The organism is Streptomyces sp. NPDC002403, from assembly GCF_053593015.1.
Genome location: NZ_JBSFBQ010000024.1, coordinates 21,855 through 45,797, shown reverse-complemented (window position 1 = coordinate 45,797; position 23,943 = coordinate 21,855). Strand labels below are relative to the sequence as shown.

Genomic DNA, 23,943 nt, shown 5'->3' with positions numbered 1-23,943 from the left:
GTCTAGCCAGCTCCCAGGGGTGCTCGGAGCATCGGTTCAAGGGTGTTTGTCGCGTTGTTGTCGGAGTGCCGGGTGTTTTCAGAGTGCCGAGTTGAAGGTCGACACCTGAGTGGGGCGACCGGCCGCCGCGGCGTGCACGCGACCGAGCTTCCGGGCAGCAGCGGCACCGCGGACATCGATCTCGGCGAGCGGCACACGATTCTTCTTCGCAACGGCGAAGGAGACGGAGGATTCAGAGGTCTTCACGGCTGTCCTTGAGGGGGTTTGTTCCGATGGAATGGTTCCGGACAGGAATGCAGCAAAGGTATCTGAACCATTGCAGTGTCCGGCAGCACGACTTTACTCTCATGGCCTCGGTTGGCAACCGAGGGCCGCCCCTTGGAACGTGAGCGTCACATGCGGCTGCCCCGAATCCAACGGAACCGCCGATTCCGCCATTTGGGTGACTGCATAACCGCAGACGGGAGTGAACATGACGGCGCTTCCCGGGCCGCTCCAGAGCATGGTCTTCAGGAACGCCGACCTCCCGGCGCTCTTTCACCACACGGACGAGATAGCCGTCGCCAGGCAGCGCGAGGCCGTCAACACCACCCGCATTCAGCTGATTCTCCTGGTCACGGGGACGGTCCCGGCCGCGCTGCCGTGGCACGCCGAGGTGGGTGACTCGTTTCAACTCATCGACGCGGCCGCCGTGTTGGCCTACCTGGGTGTCCTGATCACGACGTACCTCTCCGCCCGGCGCAAAGCAAAGTCGCATTGGCAACTCAACCGCTCGGCAGCGGAGTTCATCAAGTCGATGTGCTGGCGTTACTCGGTGCACGGCTCGCCTTTCGACACCGGCACCCTGCATCCCGAGGCGGTGTTCGCGAATCGTCTGGAAGAGGGTCTTCAGGAACTGCGCAAAGTGGGGTGGGCCGACCCCCGCGACCTGACCGCGGATTCGGGCGGACTGATCACCGACTCGATGCGCGAGTTACGGGACAAGGCGTTCACCGTACGCAAGGAGACGTACGTGCGGGACCGTCTCATCGAGCAGAGGAGCTGGTACCGCAGGCGCCAGGAGGTCTCCCGGCGGGCCACCCTGGTCTGGTCGACCACGATTGCCGCGCTCACCGCGCTCGCCCTGGTGTCCGCCCTGCTGAGGACCTTCTCCGTCGCCCAGTCCTTCGCCGTGACGGGGGTGCTGTCGGCAGCGGCGGCCGCCTGTCTGGCGTGGAGCGAGATGCGCCGCCACCACCCGCTGATCTCGGCCCACTCGCTGGTGGAGCAGGACCTGGAGGCCATGCAGGTGGCGATGGAGACGACGCTGACCGAGCGTCAGTGGCCGGGGGCCGTGTTCGAGACCGAGCGCATCGTCTCGCCGCAGCACACCGACTGGCTGGCCCGGCACCAGATGTGACGTGAGGTCGGTGATACCGGGCGGCTTCACCGGCGGTCAGGTGCGCTCCACGCCCTCGCGCCAGATCACCGTGACCGGGCGGCCCAGGCTCCGGGCGTAGGTCACGATGTCGCCGGTGCCGCCGAGCCCGCGGGCCGGCCGGCCGTCCCACACCGCGAGCAGCCGGTCGCAGTGGTCGGCGATGTACGCGCCCGCCGCGTAGTACGCCTCGTCGGTGGAGTGCGGGAAGTCCAGCCGGACCTCCCGCACCGCGCGGTCCTTGAGGGCGCGGTAGCGGGCGAGTTCGGCCGCGTCGGCGAAACAGGATTCGTAGTCGCCGCTCGGGATGACCACGGTCAGGTCCGCGCCGCAGGCCAGGGCGAGGTCGGCGAAGAGCTGGTCCGCCCCCACCGCCAGACTGGAGAGGGCCTCCAGGGAGCCTTCGAGGCCGCAGAGCGCTGCCCGTAACCCCGCGAGCACATGGGCGTGGGCCTCCTGCGGAATGGTGCGATGACCGGTCACTCCGATGCGTTTCACGGACCTGGAACCCCCTGAGGTGTCTGCCGGGGGCCCGGAGGCATCCCCCCGGCTGGCGCAGCACCCGCCCCCGTTGCTCCTGCCTGACCGACCTGCCCCACATCCTCTCAAAAGCCGCGGGGTGAACGGGAGCCCCCGCCCAGGATTCGGGCAGGGGCTCCGTCTCGGTCGACCGATTGTTCGAGGGCCGGTCCGGGGATGTGCCGGGGTGTCAGTAGACGCTGACCCCGTACGCGCTGAGCGCCTCGGTGACCGGCTGGAAGTACGTGGTGCCGCCGGAGGAGCAGTCGCCGCTGCCGCCGGAGGTGAGACCGATCGCCTTGGAACCGGAGTAGAGCGGACCGCCGGAATCACCGGGCTCCGCACAGACGTTGGTCTTGATCATGCCGTACACGATGTCGCCGTTGCCGTAGTTGACGGTGGCGTTGAGGCCCGTGACGGAGCCGCTGTGGGTGCCGGTGGTGGAGCCGCGGCGGGTGACGGACATGCCGACCGTGGCATTGGCCGCGCTGGTGATGTCGACACTGCCGACGGTGCCCTCGTGGGAGACCGAGGCGTTGTCGTACCGGACCAGGCCGTAGTCGTTGGTCGGGAAGCTGGAGCCGACCGTCGGGCCGATGCTGGTGGAGTTCGACGAGTTGGTGTACCAGGGCGGGTTGCCGTCGGTGCAGTGACCGGCGGTCAGGAAGTAGTAGGTGCTGCCGCTGCGGACGTTGAAGCCGAGGGAGCAGCGCCAGCCGGGGGCGTAGATCGCGTCGCCGCCGGAGAGCAGTTTGCTGATCGTCCCGGCGGTGCGCTCGATCTTCAGGGCGCCGGCGTTGGCCCCGGCGGACTGCTTGATCTGCTCGATCTCGGCCTGCGAGACCGTGCGGTCGACGGTGACCACGAGCTTCTTGCTCACCGGGTCGACGTTCCACGCGGTGCCCGCCACGTCGGCGCCGAGCACGGCGTCGCTCGCGGCGGAGAGCTGCGAGGCACTGAAGGTGGTGTTGGTGTCGGCCTGGGCGCTGGGGACGGCCACGGCGGCGACGGCGACAAGGCCTGCGGCGATGGCGACGGCCCTGGTGCGTCTGACGGCACCGCTGAGGGGGGTGGTGCGCTTGATCCTCACTTTTCATTCCTCCCGAGGGGAAATCGGGGGTCCGCCTGTGGGGTGGTCGGACCCGTGAGGCGCAGTCGTTCGCACGGTCGTGCGCCCGCGCATGCGGGCATGCCGTGTTCCTGACAAGCGCTGCTCGGGAGTATTCAAGGCGTCAACTTGTGGCGCAAGAGGGCCCTCTGGCCTGAACTTGTCGCGCCGCACGGGAACGGCCCCGGCAGCGCACGGGCTGCCGGGGCCGCCGCCCCGGAGAAATACGACTGGACGTCAGCCGTCGACGCGGTTGCGCTCCCCCGCCTCGACGGCCACGGAAAGGGTGTTGCCGGGGGGCGGGAAGGGGCAGATGAAGTGATCCGCGAAGGCGCACGGCGGCAGCAGCGCGCGGTTGAGGTCGACCGTCACGCTGCCGTCCTCGGCGGGCGCCGCGGGCCGCAGGAACCGGAAGCGGTAGCTGCTGTTCCCGCTGGTGGCATCGGCGAAGACCGCCCAGAGCGAGCCGTCGGGCTCGACCGCGACCTGCAGCGTGTGCTCCGTACCGCCGAGCTCGAAGGCGACCTCACCGGCGAGTCCGAGACCGCGCTCGACACCGTCGGCGTTCTCGACCCGGACCGTACGGGCGCTGTCGTACGGGCGGAAGGTGCCCGCGCGCACCCAGCGGGCGTCGTACGGGGTGGCCCCGATGGCCCGGAAGGCACGCCGCGCCGGGGAGTCCGGGTCGAAGTCCCGTACCGCCCAGAGCCCTTCGCGGCTCAGCACGACCAGCCGCCGCCCGCCGTGCGCGACGCGGGACCCGTCGATCGGGCCCCGGTCGGCGGTGAGCCGGACCTCGCCGGTGAAGGGCTCGCCGTCGACGGTCAGCCCGTCCGCGGCGGAGGCACTGAGCACCAGCCCGTCGCCGTCCTCCCGCCACTGCCCGGGTACCTCGGGGATGTGGCCCTCCGGGTGGTCGGAGAGCCAGTGGGTGCCGGTGAGGGAGAGCGGTCCGTAGGGGCCGGCCACCGTGGCGGTGCGCTCCTCGTGCCAGTGCTTCCAGTCCTGTGCCGCCTGCTCGAAACCGTGCGGCTGCGGTGCTTCCGTGCTCATGCGGTCAACCTTTCCATACCGGCTCGGCGAGCCCGAGATGCGACCGCAGCGTGGAACCGGTGTATTCGGAGCGGAACACCCCGCGCTCCTGGAGGAGCGGGACGACCCGGTCGACGAAGTCGTCCAGACCGCCCGGGGTGAGGTGCGGTACGAGAATGAATCCGTCGGCGGCGTCGGCGGCGACGAACTCGATGAGCTGCTCCGCGACCGTCCGAGGGCTGCCGATGAAGGACTGCCGGCCGGTCGTCTCGATGACGGTCTGCCGGATGGACAGCCCCTTCTCCTTCGACAGCGCACGCCAGCGTGCCGCGACGGCGAGTGGGTCGCCGTGCTTGACCCGTCCCTGGACCAGCGAGGACCCGGGGTCCGGGTCGATCTCGGGCAGCGGTCCGTCGGGGTCGTAGGAGGAGAGGTCGCGGCCCCAGATCTGTTCCAGGGCCAGCATCGCGTTCTGCGGGGAGACCTGCTGGAGACGGATCTCGGCCGCCCGCTCCTGGGCCTCGGCGTCGCTGTCGCCGAGCACGAGGGTGACCCCGGGCATGATCTTCAGCTCGTCGGGGTGCCGGCCGTACTTCGCCAGCCGCGCCTTGACGTCGGCGTAGAACGCGCGCCCCGACTCCAGGGTGCCGTGCCGGGTGAAGACGACATCGGCGGTGGAGGCGGCGAACTCGCGGCCGTCCGGGGAGTCACCGGCCTGGATGACGACCGGATGGCCCTGCGGGGAGCGCGGGACCGTGAACTCGCCCTCGATGGTGAAGTGCTGCCCCTGGTGCCTGAACGGGCGCGGGGTGCCGTCGGGGGTCCAGGCGTCCCACAGCTCGCGGGCGGTGGCTACGAACTCGGCGGCCCTGGTGTACCGGTCGGCCCGGTCGAGGTAGCCGCCGCGCCGGAAGTTCTCCCCGGTGAAGGCGTCGAAGGAGGTGACGACGTTCCAGGCGGCCCGGCCGTCGCTGAGGTGGTCGAGGCTGGCGAGGCGACGGGCCAGTTCGTACGGCTCGTTGAAGGTGGCGTTGACGGTGGCGGCCAGGCCGAGCCGGTCGGTGACGGCGGCCAGCGCCGCGAGCACCGTGAGGGACTCGGGGCGTCCGACCACGTCCAGGTCGTGGATGCGGCCGTTGTGCTCGCGCAGCCGCAGCCCCTCGGCGAGGAAGAAGAAGTCGAACCTGCCGCGCTCCGCGGTGCGGGCGAGGTGCTCGAAGGAGGAGAAGTCGATCTGGCTCCCGGAGCGGGGGTCCGCCCAGACGGTGGTGTTGTTGACGCCCGGGAAGTGGGCGGCGAGATGCATCTGCCTCGTCGCGGTGCTCATGCCCGTCCTCCTTCGAGGGCGTACCGGTTGGCGGGGCGGGCCAGCCCCAGGTGCTCGCGGAGGGTGCCGCCGGGGTGGAAGGTGCGGAACAGACTGCGGTGCTGGAGCAGGGCCACGGTTCCGTTGACGATCCGTTCGAGGTCGCGCCCGGGGGTGATGGGCGTGAGGTGGAATCCGTCCGCCGCGCCGCCGCGGTGCCACCGGGTGATCAGTTCGGCGAGGTCCACCGGGCCGCCCCGGTAGTACGAGCCGCCGGCGGCGAGCGGTGGTCCGCTCTCCAGTCCCGGTTCCGGGGCGGTCTCGGCGTCGCCGAGGTCGACGGTGAGTGCGACCAGGACCCGGAGCGTGCCGGGGTCGCGCCCGTACGCCGCCGCGCGCCGGCGCAGGTCGGTGCGGGCCCCGGCGGCCTGCTCGGGGGTGGTGGCCCGGACCAGCACGACGTCCGCGTGGCGGGCGGCGGTCTCCCGGGCCGGGCCGCTCGTCCCGTCGACGACGATGACCGGGTGCCCCTGCGGTGGCCTGGGCACGATCGCCGGTCCCCGGACGGAGAAGGAGGCGCCCTCGAAGTCGACGTAGTGCAGCTTGTCGCGGTCGATGAAGCGTCCGGTGGCGATGTCCCTGATCTCGGCGCCGTCCTCCCAGCTGTCCCACAGACGGGCACCCACGTCGGCGCTCTCGGCGGCCTCGCGCCACAGCTGTTCGGCGGGCGCAGCCGGACGCCGGCCGAACAGCCGGGCCTCGGCCCCGGTCCTGGAGACATCGACGTTCCAGCCCGCCCGGCCGCGGCTCACCCAGTCCAGGGTGGCCACGGCGGACGACACGTGGAACGGCTCGGTGTGGGTGGTGGTGACGGTGGGCACCAGGCCGATCCGGCCGGTGGCGGGCGCGACCCGGGAGAGCACGGCGAGCGCGTCGAGCCCGGGCCTGGCGAAGGAGTCGCCGAGCGTGACGAAGTCGAGGGCGCCGCGCTCGGCGAGCCGGGCGAGGCCGATGTAGTGCCCGGGGTCGTAACGGGGCGGACCGCCGATCTCGGCGGCCAGGTGGAGGGGTGCGGTCGTGGACATGGAGGGGTACCTCTCGGGGTCGTATGAGCGCAAAAGAGAACATGGTCGGGATCACAGGACCTTGGACAGGAAGGCGCGGGTGCGCTCGTGCTCCGGACGGTCGAGTACGTCGCCGGGGGCGCCCTGCTCGACGATCCGTCCCTCGTCCATGAAGACGACGGTGTCGGCGACCTCGCGGGCGAAGCCGATCTCATGGGTGACGACGATCATGGTGGTGCCCTGGAGCGCCAGGTCCTTGATGACGTCGAGGACTTCGCCGACCAGCTCGGGGTCGAGCGCCGAGGTCGGCTCGTCGAAGAGCAGCAGCTTGGGTTCGAGGGCCAGCGCGCGGGCGATGGCGACCCGCTGCTGCTGCCCGCCGGAGAGCTGCTTGGGGTAGGCGTCCGCCTTGTCGGCGAGCCCGACCCTGGCGAGCAGCTTCTCCGCGGCGGCGACGGCTTCCTGCTTCGGGCGGCCGAGTGCCGCGACCGGGGCCTCGACGATGTTCTCCACCACGGTGAGGTGCGGGAAGAGGTTGAAGTTCTGGAAGACGAAGCCGATCCGGGTGCGCTGGCGCAGCACCTCGCGCTCGCGGAGCTCGTAGAGCCTGTCGCCGTCCCTGCGGTAGCCGACCAGGGTGCCGTCGACGCTGATCCAGCCGTGGTCGACCTTCTCCAGGTGGTTGATGGTGCGCAGGAGTGTGGACTTGCCGGAGCCGGACGGGCCGAGGACGACGGTGACCTCTCCGGTGCCTACGGACAGGTCGATGCCGCGCAGCACTTCGAGGCTGCCGAAGCTCTTGTGGACGGAGCGGATCTCGACCATGGCGTCCGGGGCCGCGGTGGTGTCGGTGGTGGTGCTGCTCATCGTGCGGCCCCCTTGGCGTAGTGACGTTCGACGTAGTGCTGGAGGACGGAGAGCACGGTGGTCAGGAGATGTACCGGACCGTCGCGACCATCAGCAGGGGCACGACCCTGCCGTTGCGTCCGTAGACGACCTGGACCTGGTGGAAGAGTTCGCCGATCGCCATCACGGAGACGATCGAGGTGCCCTTGAAGAGCGAGATGATCTCGTTGGCGGCGTTCGGCAGGATGGAGCGCATCGCCTGCGGGAGCACGATCCGCCGCAGCTCCTGTCGCCTTGTCGATGGGTGGATCACTGGTGAGGGCCATGGGGGTCCTTGGGCTGCGGTGTACGAGGGTGGGGGGGCGGGCCGTGCCCTCCCGGGGGCGGTCAGCCGTCGCTGCGGGCGAGGTCCCGGAGGAACGCGAGCGCCGTACGGGCGGTGGCGTCGTTCTGCCGGAAGGCCGGGCCGCCGGTGCGCGGCCGGGTGAACGCTCCGCCGGCCCGCGCGGTGGTGAACGGGCCGAGCGCGAAGCGGCGCGGGTGCGGCCGGCCGTCGCGGCCCAGGATCCGGCCGCTGTCGGGGTCGACCGAGAGCAGCCCGGTGGCGGTGGCGACGGCCCCGTCCTCGTACAGCTCCTGGAGCAGCGGGCTGCGGGTGCGCTCCAGTGTGGGGTCGGGCAGCCGGGCCTCGACCAGGGTGCGGGCCGCTATCCGCTGCCCCGGCACGGTGGCGCTGCCGGCCAGGAAGAGGCCCCGCCGCTCGTCGGCCTCGACGGTCATTCCGGCGCCGAGGAAGCGGACGACACCGGCCCGCGAGAGGGCGAGGAGCTGGTGCAGCCGGGGTCCGGGCGGACCGGAGGCGAGGAAGCTGAAGAAGCCGTGCCACCAGCCCCCGATGTCGCCGAGCCGGATCAGCTGCCCGTAGGCGGACAGCAGTCCCAGGAAGACGGCGAGGTCCTGGCTCCGTGCGGGGTCGTGGCGGCGTTCCAGGTCGGCGGTGATGTAGTCGCGCAGCCCCTCCTGCAGTGCGTCGTACGAGGGGTGGCGCACCCCGTCCAGGGGGTGGTCGAGCGCTTCGAGGTCGAGCCGGTCCGCGGGGTCGGGGACGGCTGCGGCGACGAGGGCGGCCAGTTCGGGGCCTGCCGGGTCCGCCGTCGCGTACGCCGCCTCGAAGGAGGCCCAGTCGCCGGTGGTGCGCTCGGGGTGGGCGGTGAAGAGCCGGTGGTAGTGGGCGTAGCCGAGCTCTTTGTCGATATGTGGCCACACATCGCGCCGGAAGTCGACCGGCCCGTCGGCCTTCAGCAGGGCCTCGGTCCGGTCCGGGCCGAGGAAACGCGGCAGCGGCGGCCGTTCGCCCGCCCAGGCGTAGCCGATCTTGGAGTGGTACGGGACGCCGCGGCGCGATCCGATGTGGAGCACCGGCTCCCGCCCGGAGGGCACGTACTCGCCGTTCTCGTACCGTCCGCCGCGCCCCTCGGTGAGCAGCACCATCAGATCGACGAAGGCGAGCCCGAAGCCCCGCACGATGACCGGCTCACCGGCGGGCACCTCGGTCAGATCGGTGTCGGCAGTGAAGTCCGGTGGCAGGTGGACGAGTCCGTGCCGGTCGGCGAAGTGGGCCAGCTCCACCTGTTCCGGCTCGGGTTCGGCTTCGAGGTGGCCGATGGTGACGGCGACGGCATCGGCGAGCAGCGGGGTGTCGCGCCCCTCCAGCCAGACGCGCTGCCGGCCTTCGCGCGGCCCGGTGACACGGAGGGCGGTGCCCCGGTGCCAGCGGACGGTGATGTGCTGCGGGAGGGCGGCCACCGCCTGCTCGTACACCCAGCGCAGATAGACGCTCTGCAGCCGTCTGCTCGGGAAGTCGTTGCCCTCCAACGCCTTTATCTCCACGAGGAGTTCGGGTTCGACCTCCGCCCCGTCCGGGAGCGCCGCACGCCCGTCCCGGATGTCCGCCGCCCAGGTGTGCAGTGCGGGCCCGGGACGGATCGGCCCCTCCTGCTGGACGGTGTCGTCGGTGAACATCGTGACGTCCTCGGCCATGGAGTTCATCCAGAGCAGCGGCGACTGCTCGTGCCGCCAGATCCGTCCGCCGCCGGGCGGGTACGGGTCGACGAGGTGGATGGCCAGCGGGCGGTCCCCGTACAGGGCCGGGGCGTTGGCGGCGATGCGCTCGATCAGGCCGGTGCCGCGCGGTCCGGCGCCTATGACGACGAGCGTCGGCGTGCCGCTCACCGGGCAGCCGCCGTGCCGCGCGCGTAGTGCCGCTCGACGTAGTGCTGGCCGATCCCGAGCAGCGAGGTGACCACGGCGTACCAGATGGTGGCGACCAGCAGCAGCGGGATGACCTGATAGGTGCGGTGGTACACGAGCTGTACGGAGTACAGCAGGTCCTGCACGGCGATGATGCTGACGATCGAGGTGCCCTTGAGGGTGCCGATCAGCATGTTCCCGGCGGGCGGGACGATGGAGCGCATCGCCTGCGGCAGGACGATCCGGCGGAACCTGCGCCAGGGCCCGAGGCCGAGCGACTGGGCGGCCTCGATCTGTCCGCGTTCCACGGAGAGGATGCCGCCGCGGACGACTTCGGCGGCGTACGCGGCCTCGTGCAGGGTGAGCCCGATGACGGCGACCGTGACGGGGCCGAGGAGGTTCACCGTACGGACGCCGAGGATCTCCGGGTAGAGCGCGCCGATGTTGAACCAGAACAGCAGCTGGACCAGGATCGGGGTCGATCTGAACAGCCAGATGTATCCCCAGCTGACCGTCCGGAGCACACGGTTGGCGGAGAGTCTGAGGACGGCGAGCAGGGTGCCGAGGGCGAAGCCGAGCACCATGACCAGTGCCGTGAGCCAGAGGGTCAGACCGAGGCCGCGCAGGACCGCGGCGGTGGTGAAGTAGTCGGCGACGACGTCCCACTGGAAGGCGTCGTTGCGGATGACGGAGTTCAGCGCCAGGGCGAGCAGCGCCAGGACTGCGGCGGCCGCCGCCCACTGGCCCGTGCGGCGTACCGGCACGATCCGGAGCCGGTCGGCTCCGTCGCTCCTGGTGAGCGGGGCGGGAGGAGAGTGAGGGAGGGTATCTGTCTGCGCGGACATGCGAAGGCTCCGTGGATGCAGAGATCGAACACGGGGCGTGCCTTCAGCCGAAACACAACGTGGACCGGGCCCCTCAGCGCCGGTCCGCCTCCGAGGTAAGCGCTGTTCGCCGCGCGTTGTCAAGCCTGTCCACACTATGAGCCGTACGTCTCGGTTCAGTTGACGGACCGCCGGATGCCTGTTCCACTTGGGCCATGCATTCGCAGCAGTGGCTGGTCAAGCGCTCCCACATCGACTTCGGTCGCGTGTGGTCCTCCTCCTGTTGAGCTGACCCCCTGCGTCTCCCCGCGTCTCCGCCTCGCGCCGTTTCCGGCGTCCGGGCATTTCTCCCCGCGTGCCTTCACACACGACGCCGCTCTCCCCTCCCCTCGCTCCGCCGTCCTTCCTCGACCCGGCCGTGAGGTCGCCGCGCGCTGCCCTGCCGCGGTCGCGCCCGCTCACGGCCGACGACTCTGGAGAACCTCTTCATGTCCCGAACCCGGCACACCGCTGCCTTCGCGCTGATCACCGTCGCCGCTCTCGCCCTCACCGCGTGCGGGTCCGGCGATCCGGTGTCCGCACCGGCCGGTGCCGCCGGGGACGGGGGCGCCAAGGGAAAGGTGCCGACGACCGACGTCGTCTCGTCGGTGCGCGAGGACGAGGCCGCGGCGAAGCTGCTGCCCGCCGGCGTCCGCTCCGCAGGGACCCTGGACATCGCCGCCAGCGTCAGCAACCCGCCCGGCGCCACCTACCTCGCGGACGGGAAGACGGTGGCCGGTACGGACATCGACTTCGCGGACGCGGTGGCCAGGAAGCTCGGGCTGAGGTTCACCCGTGAGGTGGCCTCCTTCGAGGCGATCCTGCCGGCGCTGGGCAGCGGGAAGTACGACGTGGGCACCGGCAACTTCGGGGTGACCGACGAGCGCCGCAGGACCATCGACTTCGTCACGTACATCAATGACGGCCAGGGCTTCGCGGTCCGCGAGGACAGCAAGCTGAAGAAGGTCACCGATCTCACCCAGCTCTGCGGCCTGACCGTGGGCACCGGTGCGGGCACCACCTTCGAGGTGACCCTGGAGGAGAACCGGCGCCGGTGCACCGACGCGGGCCGCAAGCCGTACGACGTGAAGACGTACAGCGACCAGGGCGCCACCTGGGCCTCGCTCCAGCAGGGCCGCAGCGATGTGGTGATGTCCACCATCAACGGGCTTCGGTACGCGGTGCGCCAGCAGGAGGGCGTGCGCTTCCTCAATGAGTTCAAGCGCCTCGACGTCGGCTTCGCCTTCAAGAAGGGCACCGAGCTGGCACCCGCCTTCCAGGCCGCGGTGAACGGCCTGAAGGCGGACGGCACCTACGACCGGATCCTGAAGAAGTGGGGCATCGGCGCTTCGGCGATCAGGACCTCGCAGATCTCGCCGCCCGAGATCAAGTGATCCGGACCGGGCGCCCGGCAGCCGGACCCGGCGTCCGGCTCAGCAGCTGCAGTCGCAGCAGTCGCACCCGTCACAGCAGTCCCCGCAGTTGCTGCAGCAGTCGCACGCATCGCAGCAGTCCCCGCAGTCGCACTGGTTGCAGAGGCCTTCGCGGCGCTGATGGCTCCACGGGTCGTCGAACGTGCCGCAGCACATCTGGCAGGTGCAGGCCAGCCCCGCCCACACCAGGCAGCCCGCGATCAGACCGCGCCGGTCGCGCGGCGGCTCGGGCGGGGGCTGCGGCGGGCTCGCCGGGCCGCCGGGGCCCGGTGCGTACGGATTGCCCGGCGGCGGCCCGAAGGACCCGGTCTGCCCGGAGCCTGACGTGGCGTCGGCTCCGTCCAGGAGCACGCCGCCCGCCCGGTGCGAGCACGAGGTGGTATCGAAGGCCCGGTCCACCGACTGGCGCAGCTCGTGCGCCAGCAGCACATGGGCCAGCTTGCCGTCGGTGAATTCCGCGTCGCGCAGCGCCAGCCGTACGCCGTGCAGCGCGTCGTCGCACAGCCGCCGGGCCTCCGCCCGCGAGGTGCCGGTCGCGGTGAGCGGGTTCCAGGCCCCCGACGCGGCGTCAGTTTCCTGGTCCTCCACGGCGTCCAGCAGATGGGCCAGGCGCCCGAAGAGGCGGCCGGCCTCGGCGAGCGGCGCCGCGTTCCGTGGCCTGCCGGCGAGCACCGCGGTGTGGGCGAAGGCGGCCGCGGTGGCGGTCTCGGTGGGTTCGGTGACCGTGAGCAGCGGGGTGCCGGGCCCGGCGGTCAGCTCGATGCCGGTCTGCCGGTCGACGGCGTCCACGAGCAGCGCCGTGTCGAAGCCGAGCTGTGCGCCGGTGCGCGCGCCGGCCCGGTCCCAGCCCGCGGCGACCCGGCGCGCGGCGGCGGCGACCGGGCGGCGCCTCAACAGGCCGTCCCCGTCCGCGACGTGGTCCCGGACCTTCGCCGAGGCGAGCACCAGGGAGACGGCGGCGGCCAGTCTGGCCCCCTCGCCGCGGGCGACCGGGGCGGTCCGCATGGCGCGCAGCGGGCAGGGCCCCGCCGTGCGGCGCCATCCGGTGGTGCGCTCGGACTGAGCCTCCGTCAGAACCGAAACAATCAGACCGTCATAGTTCGTAACGATCCTGGCGAATTGCCCGTGATCTGAGCGAAGTGCGAGGCAGAGCCCGCAGAGATGGGCCATCCATTCGGTCCTGAGCCCCTCGGACAACCGATGGGCGCAGGGCCTGACTATTCCGAACACGACGATCCCCCGAGAGTCGTTCACCTTCGCGCCGGGCTCGTGCGGCCGCGCGAGGTGCATCGTATCGACCACCCCGTTCACCCGTACGTCCCCCGCATCACCCGTACGGCCCGGGCATCATATTTTCTTTCTTTCAGACTCCTTATGCGGGAGAAACCCTGACGAATCGCCACATCTTCTGTGCCAGTACCGTCACGAATCCCCTGCGCGCCGACTATCCACTTGGCGCACGATCCGCATCATGGACGACCATAGGGAGACGAAAGAGATGCGGAACAAGACGGAACCGCGGTGAGAGGAGGCGTCCATGGGATCGGTGCGCAAGGCGAGTGCCTGGCTGGGCCTCGTGGAGGACAACGACGAGCGGTACTACGACGACGAGTACGCCGAGGGCCCGCAGACCGGGACCGGCCAGGCATGGGTGACCGACCCCCGGGTGCAGATCGCGTCCGAGGCTGCCGAGGAGACGGGCCGCCGGATCGCCACCGTGACTCCGGACAGTTTCCGGGACGCGCGGGCCATCGGAGAGCTCTTCCGGGACGGCGTTCCGGTCATCGTCAACCTCACGACCATGGACCCCACCGACGCGAAGCGCGTCGTGGATTTCGCCGCCGGGCTGATCTTCGGACTGCGCGGCTCGATCGAGCGCGTCGCCACCCGGGTCTTCCTGCTGAGCCCGGCCGACACCCAGGTGGTCACCGAAGCCGTCGGCCGGCCGGCCGACGGCTTCTTCAACCAGAGCTGAGCAGGGCGCTCGCCGGACGTTCCGGCCTCTAGCGGAACGCGTCGAGACCGGTGAGCGCCTTGCCCAGCACCAGCTGGTGCATCTCCACGGTCCCTTCGTAGGTGAGCACCGACTCCAGATTCGTCGCATGGCGCATCACCGGGTACTCCAGCGAGATCCCGTTGGCGCCGAGGATGGTGCGCGAGGTACGGCAGATGTCGATCGCCTCCCGCACATTGTTGAGTTTTCCGAAACTGACCTGCTCCGGGCGGAGCCTGCCCGCGTCCATCCGCCGGCCCAGATGGTGGGCGAGCAGGATGCCCTTGTGCAGTTCCACGGCCATGTCCGCGAGCTTGGCCTGGGTGAGCTGGAAGCCGCCGATCGGCCGGCCGAACTGCTCCCTGGTCCTCGCGTAGTCCACGGCCGCCTCGAAGCTGGCGCGGGCCGCACCCATGGCTCCCCAGACGATCCCGTAGCGGGCGTGGCTGAGACAGCTGAGCGGGCCGCGCAGACCGGTGACGCCCGGCAGCACCGCATCGGCGGGCAGCCGGACCTCGTCGAGCACCAGCTCACTGGTGACCGAGGCGCGCAGCGACCACTTGTGCTTGATCTCGGGCGCCGAGAAGCCCGGGGTGTCGGTCGGCACGGCGAATCCACGGATTCCGTCGTCGGTCTGCGCCCACACGACGGCGACCCCAGCGACCGAGCCGTTGGTGATCCACATCTTGCGGCCGGTGAGCACCCAGTCCCCACCGTCGCGCCTGGCGAAGGTACGCATCCCGGCGGGGTCGGAGCCGTGGTCCGGTTCGGTGAGGCCGAAGCAGCCGATGATCTCGCCGGCCGCCATGCCCGGCAGCCAGCGCCGGCGCTGCTCCTCGGAGCCGAAGCGGTGGATGGCGTACATGGCGAGCGATCCCTGCACGGAGACCAGGGAGCGGATCCCCGAGTCCGCCGCTTCGAGCTCCAGACAGGCCAGTCCGTACTGGACGGCGGTGGCGCCCGCGCAGCCGTATCCCTGGAGGGACATGCCGAGCGCACCGAGCGAGCCGAGCTCACGGGCCAGCTCGCGGATGCCGGGCAGCTCGCCGTTCTCGTACCACTCGGCGATGTGCGGCAGGACGCGGTCGGCGGCCCAGTCGCGTACGGTCCCGCGGATCGCGAGGTCCTCGGCGCTGAGCAGATCGTCGATGCCGATCGGGTCGGCGGGGTCGAACGGTGGGAGCTTCGAGGACTCGGTGGTGGACATGAGGATGCCTCCGACGGCTCGCGCGATGCTAAAACTAGCAGTGTTAGTTATGGCCTCGCACCGACGTTACGGCTCAGTGTGCCGCCCGTCCAGAGCCGGTCGCCTCGGCGGGTCGGTGCCGGGCCGGCCGAGGGAGGGGCCGCTGCGCACGGTCCGGGGCGGGGACCTCGTGCGCGGTGCGGTGTTCGCGGGTCTCGCCCGCGTCGGGCCGCCCGGCTTCGTCGGGCACCGGCGCGGGGCAGTCCATCACCCGCGGCAGCCGCAGCGCGGCGAGCGCGCCGAGCAGCAGCAGGGCGGCGCTGACCAGCAGCGTGACATGCAGTCCCGTGATGAAGGAGTGGCGCGCCGTGGAGCGGAGCACCGCCCCCAGCGGACCTCCCAGCCGGTCCGCCACCTGGTAGGCCTCGCCCAGCGAGTGGGCGGCGGCCGCGCCGGCCCCGGCCGGGACACCCGCTTCGGAGAGCTTCGAGAGCCCGGGGGCGTAGGCGGCGTTCATGACACTGCCGAGCAGGGCGATCCCCATGCCCGCACCCAGCTGGTAGGAGGTCTCGCCGATCGCCGCCGCCCCGCCCGCCCGGTCGGCGGGGGCCTCGCTGAGCATGGATTCGTACGCCCCGAAGAGCGTGGTCTGGAGCCCGAAACCGAGGGCGATGAAGGCCGCCGTCAGCAGTGCGGGCCGGTCGTGCTGTCCCATCGCGGTGAGGATCAGCACCGAGACGGCCGTGAGCACGAAGCCCCAGCCGACCATCCGGCGTGGTCCGACACGGCGCAGGGTGTACGAGCCGGTGGCGCCCGCGGCCATCGCGGCGAAGGTGAGCGGCAGCAGCCGCAGACCGGTCTGGAGCGGGCTCAGGCCGAGGACGAGCTGGAGGTACTGCACGGCTATGAGCTCAAGACCGACCAGGGCCAGCATGGCGAGGACGATGCAGCCCACCGCGGTGGAGAAGGCGGGCCTGGTGAACAGCCCTATGTCGATCAGCGGATGCGTGCGCCGCTTCTGACGCCGCACGAACACGACGAGCAGCCCCGCACCGATCAGCAGCGGGACGAGCGTGGCCGGGCCGAGCACCTCACCCGCGCCCGCCCGCTTCACCCCGAGGACCACCCCGAGCACTCCGGCGGCGGCCATCAGCGCGCCCAGCACGTCCCACGGACCGTCGTGACTGCCGCGCGACTCGGGCAGCAGCAGTCGTGCGACCGGCAGGATCAGCACCATCAGCGGGACGTTGATCAGGAAGACCGAGCCCCACCAGAAGTGCTCGACGAGGAAGCCGCCGATGACCGGACCGGTGGCGGCGCCCACAGCGGCGACCGCGGTCCAGATACCGATCGCCACGGCCCGTTCACGCCGGTCGGGGAAGACCTGCCGGAGGATCGACAGCGTCGCCGGCATGATCATGGCGCCGCCGACCCCGAGCAGGGCACGCGCCACGATGAGCACGCCGGGGCTGCCGGCCAGCGCGGCTATCGCGGAGGCGACACCGAAGAGGGCGTAGCCGAGCAGCAGCACGCGGCGGCGGCCGACCCGGTCCCCGAGGGTGCCGAAGAGGATCAGCAGCGAGGCACAGACCAGCGGATAGGCGTCGACGATCCAGAGCAGACCGACCGCGCTGGGCCGCAGGTCCTCGGTGACGGCGGGTACGGCGACGTGGAGCACGGTCGAGTCGAGTGCCACGAGCAGGAGACTGAGGCAGAGGACGACGAGGACGACCCATCGATTGGCACCGGCGGCCGCTGAGCGCAGCCGGATTCGGGCTGTGGTCGTCCCGGACATGCATGTACCTCCCAAAAGGTCCCTCGCGCTCGGCGGGCCAACCGGGGACTCGGCGGTTCGCCGCTCCTCATGGCCCGGCATCGACGGGCGAGTGATCCGTCAGCGTACGCGAGTTCGGAGCCCGCCCACGTGGTCCACCTCATACCCGGTCGGACCACGGGGTGTGGCGTACGCCACGCCGAACCACCGCCCGGACCTGCGGGGACACGCTCCGTACTCGGCACAGGACGGTACTCGGCCACCCCCGCGCGGCACCCGCCGGGCCGGGTCCGAAAGCGGCCGGTGACCGGACCGGCACCGTCCGTTCAGCCGCCCGCCGGGCCCGGATAAATTCATACCGGCACCTCCTGCGCTTTTCCGCCCGCTCCCAAACACCCTTCCGAAATGCGTGCGAAATCAATAGCGCGAAGACCCTTCGAGATGCTCACGGAGGTCAGGAATTAAGACCCCGCTGAGACATAGTCCACATCACATCGTCATCACAAAGAGACCGGATCGACCGGGTCCCGCACTAACTCGCTGTAACGTCGATTGGGTGCGTACCGACATCTTTGCCCGGCTGGACCGGGAGCCGGAGCCGCCGAAGATAGAGCCACCGCGGATGAGCCGTCACCGCATCGCGCTCTTCGGCGGGACGTTGGCGTTCTATCTCGCCATCGTCATTGCCGTGCTGGTCTCGTCCTGGCTGGTGACCCTGGACTGGAAGGTCATGCTCTTCCGGCCGTACCAGCAGTGGCCGGAAATCCATGCGTTCCTCGACTACTACATCGTGCTCGGCCAGCGCGGACCCACCGCCACCATGGTCGCCTGCTGGCTCGGCTGGCGCTCCTGGCGGCAGCACACGCTGCGACCGCTGCTGACGCTGGGCGCGGCACTGCTGCTGCTCAATGTGACGGTCGGCGCGGTCAAGATCGGTCTCGGGCGCCTCGGACCGCACTACGCGACCCAGATCGGCTCCGCCGAACTCTTCGCCGGCGGCGATATATTCCCCTCCGGCCACACCGCCAACGCGGTCGTGACCTGGGGAATCCTCGCCTATCTGGCCACCACCCCGCGAGCCCGGCGCTACCTGTCGGCCATGTCGGCCATCGTCTCGCTCGGTGTCGGGCTCACCACCGTCTATCTCGGTACGCACTGGCTCAGCGACGTCCTGCTGGGCTGGGCGGCGGGCCTGCTGATCATGCTGGGCCTGCCCTGGGTCGAGCCGCTGATCACCCGGGCGGAGGCCTGGATCTTCGCCCAGCGCGACAACCTGCGGGGGTTCGGCCGCCCCGTTCCCTCCGTTCCCGTCGCGGCCGGCGGGCCCAGGCCCGCACTGCCGCCCCAGCCGGACGGCTGCGACACCCCGGTACAGAGCCCGGCTCTGGAGCCTGCCGTCGCGGGAGCCACCGGCTCCACCACCACCCGCTCGCGCGCGCACGCCTCGCATCCGGCGCACGTGGTGCGCTCGGAGCGGACCCCGGTCACCCCGGCCGGCAGCCGGCGGCCGCCGCACGCCGACCGCACACCGCGCGGCGGCACGAGCCCGGCCCGCCCGGTGGCCGGCGGCTGAGACCCAGGCGACCACGGAGCCGGTACGCACAGCCGCTCCCCCGGACATGAGTGAGGGCCCCGACTCCGGTCGGGGCCCTCACCCATGTCCGGGGCCGGACGCCCGGGTCGCGGTCGCGGAGGTCTCAGCCCACCCAGCAGCGGGTGACGACGGCGGCGTCGACCTCGAAGTTGATCCGTCCGCTCCGGAACTCCATGGTGATGATCGCGCCCGGCGGCAGGGATCTGACGGTGCTCCAGCCATGGCTGCGGGCCCGCCGTTCGGCGGCGTCGGCGGCGAGGCCGACGTACTCACCCGGCGCGTCGTCGGGCTGGACGGGAGGGGTCGGTATGGGTGCCATGCCCTTCACCGTAGGCGGCCCCGGGCGGTGGCGGAAGCCGGGGCGCCCGCCACCGCCGGGCATCCTCACGTTCCCCGCCGGTCACACTTCTGTCACAGGATCACGACACCCCTGCCGTATGGATCACGCCACCCGGACACGCACCCGGGGGCCGGACACACAGTAATCACACAAGCCGGAAAATGATCACGCGGAAGGCCCGGAATCGGGAGGGAATATCCCGTGCCGAGCGGTTGGAATTCCCTTGCCGAATAACCTGCGTAAATGAGCACGTCGCCGGGAATTCACGCTTCCTTATGGCAGCCTTATCCTCTGGTCACAATATTCGCAATGCGGTACGAGGGCGGCCGCCGGCCGCCACTGGTATAGCGGGCCGCCCAGGCCGTCCGTATGGCGTTGTCGCAGGCCGGGCTCACTCCAGGGCCCTGGTCAGCCGGTCCCTGGCCGCCCTGATCGCGTCCTGGAGCTCCGGTGGTTCGACCACCTCGAAGTCGAATCCCAGCATCATCACGTGGATGACCAGCACGTCCAGGGTGGCCGCCCCGCTCAGCAGCAGACAGCTTTCGGCGTCGACCGCCTCCAGCACCCCGGCCGCGGGCGAGACCCGCTCGGCCGCGCGCTCGATCCCCGCCTTCAGCCGGACCACCGCCCGCGTCGGGTACACGGACGTGGAGATCCCCTTCGAGACGTAGGCCGCCAGATCCTCCGCGGGTGCGTCGCGCGGGGTGAACCTCGGGCCGTGCGGCGGCGTGGGGGTGATCCGGTCCGCCCGGAACGTACGCCAGTCCGCGCGGTCCAGGTCCCAGGCGACGAGGTACCAGCGGCGCTCGGTGCACACCAGCCGGTGCGGTTCGACGGTCCGCCGCGAGACGGAGCCGGAGTGGTCCCGGTACTCGAAGCGCAGCCGTTCGGCGTCCCGGCAGGCTCCGGCGAGTTCGGTCAGGACGCCCGCGTCGGCGACCGACGCGACGGGTGCCCGGAGCAGCGGCACGGTGAAGGTGTTCAGCGCGTTCACCCGGCGCCGGAGCCGGTCCGGCAGCACCTGTTCCAGCTTTGTCAGGGCGCGTACGGAGGTCTCGCCGATGCCTTCGACGCCGTTGCCCGCCGCGGTGCGCAGGCCGACCGCGACGGCGACGGCCTCCTCGTCGTCCAGGAGCAGCGGCGGCAACCGGGCACCGGCGCCGAGCTGGTACCCGCCACCGGTGCCGGGACTGGCGTTGACCGGGTAGCCCAGTTCGCGCAGCTTGTCGACATCGCGCCGGACGGTCCGCGGGGTGACGCCGAGCCGGTCGGCGAGATCGGCGCCGGACCAGTCGCGGTGCGCCTGGAGCAGTGAGAGCAGACGCAGCAGTCGTGCCGAGGTCTCCAACATGGGGCGAGTCTGCCAGGGCTTGCGGACAGCCTGCGTCCGCAAGCCCCGCACCGGGAACGAGCCCCGCCCCGGACAGGTCTAGGGTGCCGGTTCGAGCCGTACGCAGAGGTCGTTGTCGGTGGAGTAGCAGGGGGTGGCCCGGACGCCCTCCCCCGCGCCGCGGCCCGGGTAGACGAAGATCTTCTTGCGGTCCCAGACGTCGTCGAGGATGCGGGAGATCCGTACGCCGCCGGCCGGCTCGCCCGCCGCCCCGGGGACCAGCCAGAGCGTCCAGAGCTGCTGCGCGGTGACGGCCCCGTCGGACAGCCGGTCGAACGGGAGCGTGAAGGCGAAGGTGCCGTCCTGCCCGGTGACCGGCACCCGCAGGACCCGGCCGCCGGCACCGGGCGGCCGTGCCTCGACGCGGGCGTCGGCGCCGAGGCCCGTCCCGTACAGCGTGCCCTCGACGGTCATCCCGGTCCCGTCGAAGGTCACCGGTCCGGCCTCGGCGTGCGGTGCGCGCAGCCAGCAGCGGACGGCGAGCCGGCCGTCGAGGGTCGGGTACGGGATGCGGACCGCGATCGGCCCGCTCGCCGGTGTGCGGTCCACGAGCAGACGCAGGTCCCTGATCCCCGGCTCGACGGCCACCGCCCCGTCGTCGTCCCCGCCCGGCTCCCGCAGATACACGTCCCAGCGGCCCTCGGCGGACCGTGCGGTCCCCGGCAGCACCGCGCGCAGCCGTCCGTCGCGCAGCGGGCTCAGCGGCAGCCGTACGGTCCCGGTGTCGCGGTCCGGGCCCTTGGCGCCGCGGAGCCGGAGCAGCAGCTCGGGCGTCTTCTCGTCCTCATGGCGGCGGAGGTCGAGATCGAAGGTGATCCCGCCGTCGGGTCCCACGGTGCAGTCGGCCCGGGGCGCCCTTCGCTCTGCGGAGGCGGTCATGCGGTCTTCCCCTTGCGGATCACGGCGGCTGCCTTGTAGCGCAGGGCGTACGCCCCGTCCAGCACGGTGCCCCGGGCACGGTGCAGCGTGGTGCTCATCGCGCCGTGCGAGCGGTCGCGCGGGCCGCGCGAGGCGAGTTCGGCGAAGAGCCGTTCATGGCGCTCGGCGATCCGCGACGGGTCGAAGCGCTGCGAGGCGGCCAGTGCGGCGAGCCCCGCGCGGTGCCGTGCGTCGTCGTCCTGGATCAGTCCGAGCAGGGCGTCGGTCACCGCCGCCGTGTCACCGACGGGGACCAGCCGTCCGTCGGTGCCGTCGTCGATGATCTCGCGGGGGCCGTGCGGGCAGTCGGTGGCCACGACCGGCAGGCCGCAGCGCATCGCCTCGACGATGGTCATGCCGAAGGACTCGCGGTCCGAGGTGACCGCGGCGATGGACCCCTTGGGCCACTCGGCCTCCAGCGGATTGACCGGTCCCATCAGGAACACATGGTCGTACAGCCCGAGTTCACCGATGAGCGTGAGCAGCGCCTGTCGTTCGTTCCCGGTCGCGTCGCCGCCGCCGTAGATGCGCAGCCGCCAGTCCGGGCGGACCGCGACCACGTCGGCGAACGCCCGGACGAGCAGGTCGTACCGCTTGACCTTGTGGAGCCGGCCCGCGGCGATCACCCACTTGCGGTCGCCGTCGGCGGGCGGGACCGTCGGCGCGGGCACACTGTTGGCAATGGCCTCGATCCGTACGCCGGGCAGTTTGAACCCGGTCCGGTAGGCCTGGGCGTCGGCCTCGGTGACGGTGGTGATCGCGTCGAGCAGGGTGTAGCGGTGCGCGATCTCGCGACGGAGCCGGTAGCCGTGGCTGTCGAGGGTGAGGTGCTCCTGCCCGATCCGGACCGGGCCGCGGCGGGCCTGCCTGCTGATGTGCACATTGAGCCCCGGCCGGGTCCCGACCACGACGTCCGCCTCCAGGGAGCGCAGATGGTCCGCCACCCGTGCGTCGCTCAGCCTGCTGTACTGCCGGTACCGGCTGTCGCCGCGCGGGAACACGGTCGCGGGACGGGTGTACTCGGCCGCGTCGCCGTCGTACGTCGGGCTCTTCTTCCGCAGGTCGACGAGATGGCTCAGGCGCACCCCTTCGGGGGCGCCCAGCGCGGGGACCTCGCGGTGCCGGAACACCGACACGATCTCGACGTCATGGTGCCCGGCCAGCTCTCCGGCGAGATTGAACGTCGTGCGGATCGTGCCCCCGACTCCATAGGCGTTGTGGAGCAGGAAAGAAATGTGCATGAAACGCCATGTCTCCCGGTTCGACTGATCAGCGGCAGGCTGCACTTGGCATGACGGCACGGGCCCGTCGACGGTTCACTCCGCGCAGGGGCGAAATCCGGTCAGCTGTGGACTCGCCCGCTTTCCTGCTTTGTCGACGTATCGGCGCACCGATCTGCGACCGAGTCGACCACATCACACCCCGCCGGATCGGGACAAACTGTCACCAATCGGTCGTCAGGATCCTGAGATTCACCCTCTGCGCGGGTTGGTTCGATTACGTTCCCTTTCTCGCGTGACCCCGGCCGCGGCTCGCCCGTTGTCATTTCCATGAGCCGGGAACCGCCCGGCGCACGTACCGAGTTCGAGGAGCCACCCGTGCCGCGCATGCTCGACGTCAGCGAGGACGTACGCGCCGAGATCGGCGACGCCGAAGCCGACCGGCTGCTCGTCGGCGACAACGCCCCGGGCAGTTACGACTGCACTTCCTGCCGCACCCCCGGCGACTCCGAGCAGGAACGCACCAGCACGGTGCTCTTCGTCGGCGACGAGACCGCCGTCCTCGCCTTCGCCCACGCGACGTGCATCCCCTCGCAGGTCGTCCAGGTCGCGGAGGAGCAGCTGCAGGGCGCGGTACGCAGCATCACCGGCGACGACGGCTCCGGCGACGCGACGCGGCCGCAGGGCCTGCCCGCCGAACAGGCCGTCCTCGGGATCACCAGCGGCCTCGTCCTGATCGACGACGAGCTCCACCCGGCCCTCGTCGTCGAGCCGACCGGTGCCATCGCCCGTCCCGGCACGGACGGCAGCCGGGGCGACGAATTCCTCCAGCTGCTGCTGGAACAGGGCTTCCACCCGGTCCACCGGATGGACCGGGTGCCCACCGTGCTGCACGGCTGGTCGATCCTGCTCGCCATGGGCCAGCTGCACGCCGTGCTCCAGCCCGGCACCGGCGGTGGCGCGCCGGTCGCCTGGTGGCAGGCGCACGCACCGCTCCAGGTCACCGAGGGCTGGCGGGCCGCGGCCAACAAGTCCCGGACCGTTCTCGTCTTCGCCGCCCCGGCAGGGGCGATCGGCCAGCAGCCCCGCGAGGACCTGCTGCGCGACGCCCTGGACCGGGCCGCGGCCGAAGGGCTCCTGGTCGCCGCCGCGATGCCGCTGGCCGGTACCTGATCATGACGGCCGGCCCCTCGCACCGGCGGCGAACAGCTATTTCTCCGCCGCGCCCGCATCCGACGGACACCGGTGTCGTTGGCACATACGTGCACTCATACGACTCCTCCCACCAGCGCCCGAGCCCGATCCCTGCCATGCGCCCCTCGCAGGACCCTTCGGGCGGTCCGTCCCACACCCCGATCTACGACGCGCTGTACTCCGAGTACCGCCGTTCGTTCCGGGCGCTGCCGGGTGATCGGAGCGGCGAGGAGAACCTCGGCTTCATGGCCTTCGGTACCGGGCTCTTCGGCAGCCGTCTCCCGTTGAGCAGCCATTCCGGCCACTCCGCCGGTTTCTCCACCGGTCTCGCCGTCACGGGCGGGGCCACCGGACACAGCGGCACCGGCAGTGGCACCGGCGCGCACACCGGCGGCACCGGTTCCTGGCATCGGGTGGGCCGGCACTCCGGGCGCGCCCAGCCGGCGGCCCTGCCCCCGGGCTCGCGAGGGGCCTGAGCGTATGACGGAGCCCCGGT

At 71.2% G+C, this 23,943-nt stretch carries 22 protein-coding genes and 1 pseudogene; 6 read left to right on the top strand and 17 right to left on the bottom strand.

Annotated elements, in window-relative coordinates:
• Nucleotides 1-78 precede the first annotated feature (78 nt).
• On the bottom strand, nucleotides 79-246 hold the full coding sequence (gene fxsA, locus ACWCPY_RS24575; protein WP_451268261.1) for an FxSxx-COOH cyclophane-containing RiPP peptide: 168 nt from the start codon (nucleotides 244-246) through the stop codon (nucleotides 79-81).
• A 226-nt stretch (nucleotides 247-472) separates the two neighbouring features.
• Here fxsA and ACWCPY_RS24570 point away from each other — a divergent pair, with 226 nt between their 5' ends.
• The gene (locus tag ACWCPY_RS24570; protein WP_451268259.1) at nucleotides 473-1,399 is read left to right on the top strand and encodes a DUF4231 domain-containing protein; all 927 of its coding nucleotides are present in this window, start codon (nucleotides 473-475) and stop codon (nucleotides 1,397-1,399) included.
• Between the two features lie 36 nt (nucleotides 1,400-1,435).
• Here ACWCPY_RS24570 and ACWCPY_RS24565 read toward each other — a convergent pair whose 3' ends face one another.
• From ACWCPY_RS24565 to ACWCPY_RS24525, 9 genes and pseudogenes are all read right to left on the bottom strand, one after another.
• The gene (locus ACWCPY_RS24565; protein WP_451268257.1) at nucleotides 1,436-1,915 is read right to left on the bottom strand and encodes a hypothetical protein; all 480 of its coding nucleotides are present in this window, start codon (nucleotides 1,913-1,915) and stop codon (nucleotides 1,436-1,438) included.
• 211 nt (nucleotides 1,916-2,126) lie between these two features.
• Nucleotides 2,127-3,026, bottom strand: coding sequence for a S1 family peptidase (locus tag ACWCPY_RS24560; protein ID WP_451268255.1), 900 nt, complete (start codon nucleotides 3,024-3,026; stop codon nucleotides 2,127-2,129).
• A 255-nt stretch (nucleotides 3,027-3,281) separates the two neighbouring features.
• Nucleotides 3,282-4,097, bottom strand: coding sequence for a DUF1684 domain-containing protein (locus ACWCPY_RS24555; RefSeq protein ID WP_451268253.1), 816 nt, complete (start codon nucleotides 4,095-4,097; stop codon nucleotides 3,282-3,284).
• A gap of 4 nt (nucleotides 4,098-4,101) precedes the next feature.
• Nucleotides 4,102-5,382 carry an NtaA/DmoA family FMN-dependent monooxygenase gene (locus tag ACWCPY_RS24550; RefSeq protein WP_451268377.1) on the bottom strand — a complete coding sequence of 427 codons (1,281 nt, stop codon included), beginning with the start codon at nucleotides 5,380-5,382 and terminating at the stop codon, nucleotides 4,102-4,104.
• Between the two features lie 17 nt (nucleotides 5,383-5,399).
• Nucleotides 5,400-6,467 (bottom strand): LLM class flavin-dependent oxidoreductase, encoded by a 1,068-nt coding sequence (locus ACWCPY_RS24545; RefSeq protein ID WP_451268251.1) that lies wholly within the window; start codon nucleotides 6,465-6,467, stop codon nucleotides 5,400-5,402.
• A 51-nt stretch (nucleotides 6,468-6,518) separates the two neighbouring features.
• Nucleotides 6,519-7,271: an amino acid ABC transporter ATP-binding protein gene (locus ACWCPY_RS24540; RefSeq protein WP_451268375.1), complete on the bottom strand. Its 753-nt coding sequence runs from the start codon at nucleotides 7,269-7,271 to the stop codon at nucleotides 6,519-6,521.
• 38 nt (nucleotides 7,272-7,309) lie between these two features.
• Nucleotides 7,310-7,587: pseudogene (locus tag ACWCPY_RS24535) on the bottom strand (ABC transporter permease subunit); the annotation flags it as partial.
• Between the two features lie 92 nt (nucleotides 7,588-7,679).
• Nucleotides 7,680-9,524, bottom strand: a complete 1,845-nt coding sequence (locus ACWCPY_RS24530; RefSeq protein ID WP_451268249.1) for an FAD/NAD(P)-binding protein — start codon at nucleotides 9,522-9,524, stop codon at nucleotides 7,680-7,682.
• Nucleotides 9,521-10,387 (bottom strand): amino acid ABC transporter permease, encoded by an 867-nt coding sequence (locus ACWCPY_RS24525; RefSeq protein WP_451268247.1) that lies wholly within the window; start codon nucleotides 10,385-10,387, stop codon nucleotides 9,521-9,523. The genes ACWCPY_RS24530 and ACWCPY_RS24525 overlap by 4 nt, the downstream gene beginning before the upstream one ends.
• A gap of 467 nt (nucleotides 10,388-10,854) precedes the next feature.
• On the opposite strand from ACWCPY_RS24525, the gene ACWCPY_RS24520 reads away from it, so the two are divergent.
• A complete protein-coding gene (locus ACWCPY_RS24520) occupies nucleotides 10,855-11,799 on the top strand; it encodes an ABC transporter substrate-binding protein (protein WP_451268245.1) in 945 nt (314 codons plus the stop codon).
• A 39-nt stretch (nucleotides 11,800-11,838) separates the two neighbouring features.
• Here the strand turns inward: ACWCPY_RS24520 and ACWCPY_RS24515 are convergent, their stop codons facing one another.
• Nucleotides 11,839-13,068, bottom strand: a complete 1,230-nt coding sequence (locus ACWCPY_RS24515) for a DUF5685 family protein (RefSeq protein WP_451268243.1) — start codon at nucleotides 13,066-13,068, stop codon at nucleotides 11,839-11,841.
• Nucleotides 13,069-13,375: 307 nt separating this feature from the next.
• On the opposite strand from ACWCPY_RS24515, the gene ACWCPY_RS24510 reads away from it, so the two are divergent.
• On the top strand, nucleotides 13,376-13,813 hold the full coding sequence (locus tag ACWCPY_RS24510; RefSeq protein ID WP_451268241.1) for a cell division protein SepF: 438 nt from the start codon (nucleotides 13,376-13,378) through the stop codon (nucleotides 13,811-13,813).
• Nucleotides 13,814-13,841: 28 nt separating this feature from the next.
• On the opposite strand, the gene ACWCPY_RS24505 is transcribed toward ACWCPY_RS24510, so the two are convergent.
• A complete protein-coding gene (locus tag ACWCPY_RS24505) occupies nucleotides 13,842-15,038 on the bottom strand; it encodes an acyl-CoA dehydrogenase family protein (RefSeq protein WP_451268239.1) in 1,197 nt (398 codons plus the stop codon).
• A gap of 73 nt (nucleotides 15,039-15,111) precedes the next feature.
• Complete coding sequence (locus tag ACWCPY_RS24500) at nucleotides 15,112-16,812, bottom strand: MFS transporter (protein ID WP_451268237.1); 1,701 nt, start codon at nucleotides 16,810-16,812, stop codon at nucleotides 15,112-15,114.
• Between the two features lie 535 nt (nucleotides 16,813-17,347).
• Here ACWCPY_RS24500 and ACWCPY_RS24495 point away from each other — a divergent pair.
• Nucleotides 17,348-18,364, top strand: a complete 1,017-nt coding sequence (locus ACWCPY_RS24495; protein ID WP_451268235.1) for a phosphatase PAP2 family protein — start codon at nucleotides 17,348-17,350, stop codon at nucleotides 18,362-18,364.
• Nucleotides 18,365-18,488: 124 nt separating this feature from the next.
• On the opposite strand, the gene ACWCPY_RS24490 is transcribed toward ACWCPY_RS24495, so the two are convergent.
• From ACWCPY_RS24490 to ACWCPY_RS24475, 4 genes are all read right to left on the bottom strand, one after another.
• The gene (locus tag ACWCPY_RS24490; protein ID WP_451268233.1) at nucleotides 18,489-18,704 is read right to left on the bottom strand and encodes an I78 family peptidase inhibitor; all 216 of its coding nucleotides are present in this window, start codon (nucleotides 18,702-18,704) and stop codon (nucleotides 18,489-18,491) included.
• 412 nt (nucleotides 18,705-19,116) lie between these two features.
• Nucleotides 19,117-20,076 carry a helix-turn-helix transcriptional regulator gene (locus ACWCPY_RS24485; protein ID WP_451268231.1) on the bottom strand — a complete coding sequence of 320 codons (960 nt, stop codon included), beginning with the start codon at nucleotides 20,074-20,076 and terminating at the stop codon, nucleotides 19,117-19,119.
• A 78-nt stretch (nucleotides 20,077-20,154) separates the two neighbouring features.
• A complete protein-coding gene (locus ACWCPY_RS24480; protein WP_451268229.1) occupies nucleotides 20,155-20,994 on the bottom strand; it encodes a transferase in 840 nt (279 codons plus the stop codon).
• Nucleotides 20,991-22,274, bottom strand: coding sequence for a glycosyltransferase family 4 protein (locus ACWCPY_RS24475; RefSeq protein ID WP_451268227.1), 1,284 nt, complete (start codon nucleotides 22,272-22,274; stop codon nucleotides 20,991-20,993). Before ACWCPY_RS24475 ends, ACWCPY_RS24480 begins: the two co-directional genes overlap by 4 nt.
• Before the next feature lie 357 nt (nucleotides 22,275-22,631).
• On the opposite strand from ACWCPY_RS24475, the gene ACWCPY_RS24470 reads away from it, so the two are divergent.
• Together ACWCPY_RS24470 and ACWCPY_RS24465 are read left to right on the top strand one after the other, a co-directional pair.
• Nucleotides 22,632-23,426, top strand: coding sequence for a hypothetical protein (locus tag ACWCPY_RS24470; RefSeq protein WP_451268225.1), 795 nt, complete (start codon nucleotides 22,632-22,634; stop codon nucleotides 23,424-23,426).
• Nucleotides 23,427-23,563: 137 nt separating this feature from the next.
• On the top strand, nucleotides 23,564-23,923 hold the full coding sequence (locus ACWCPY_RS24465) for a hypothetical protein (RefSeq protein WP_451268223.1): 360 nt from the start codon (nucleotides 23,564-23,566) through the stop codon (nucleotides 23,921-23,923).
• Nucleotides 23,924-23,943: the final 20 nt, after the last annotated feature.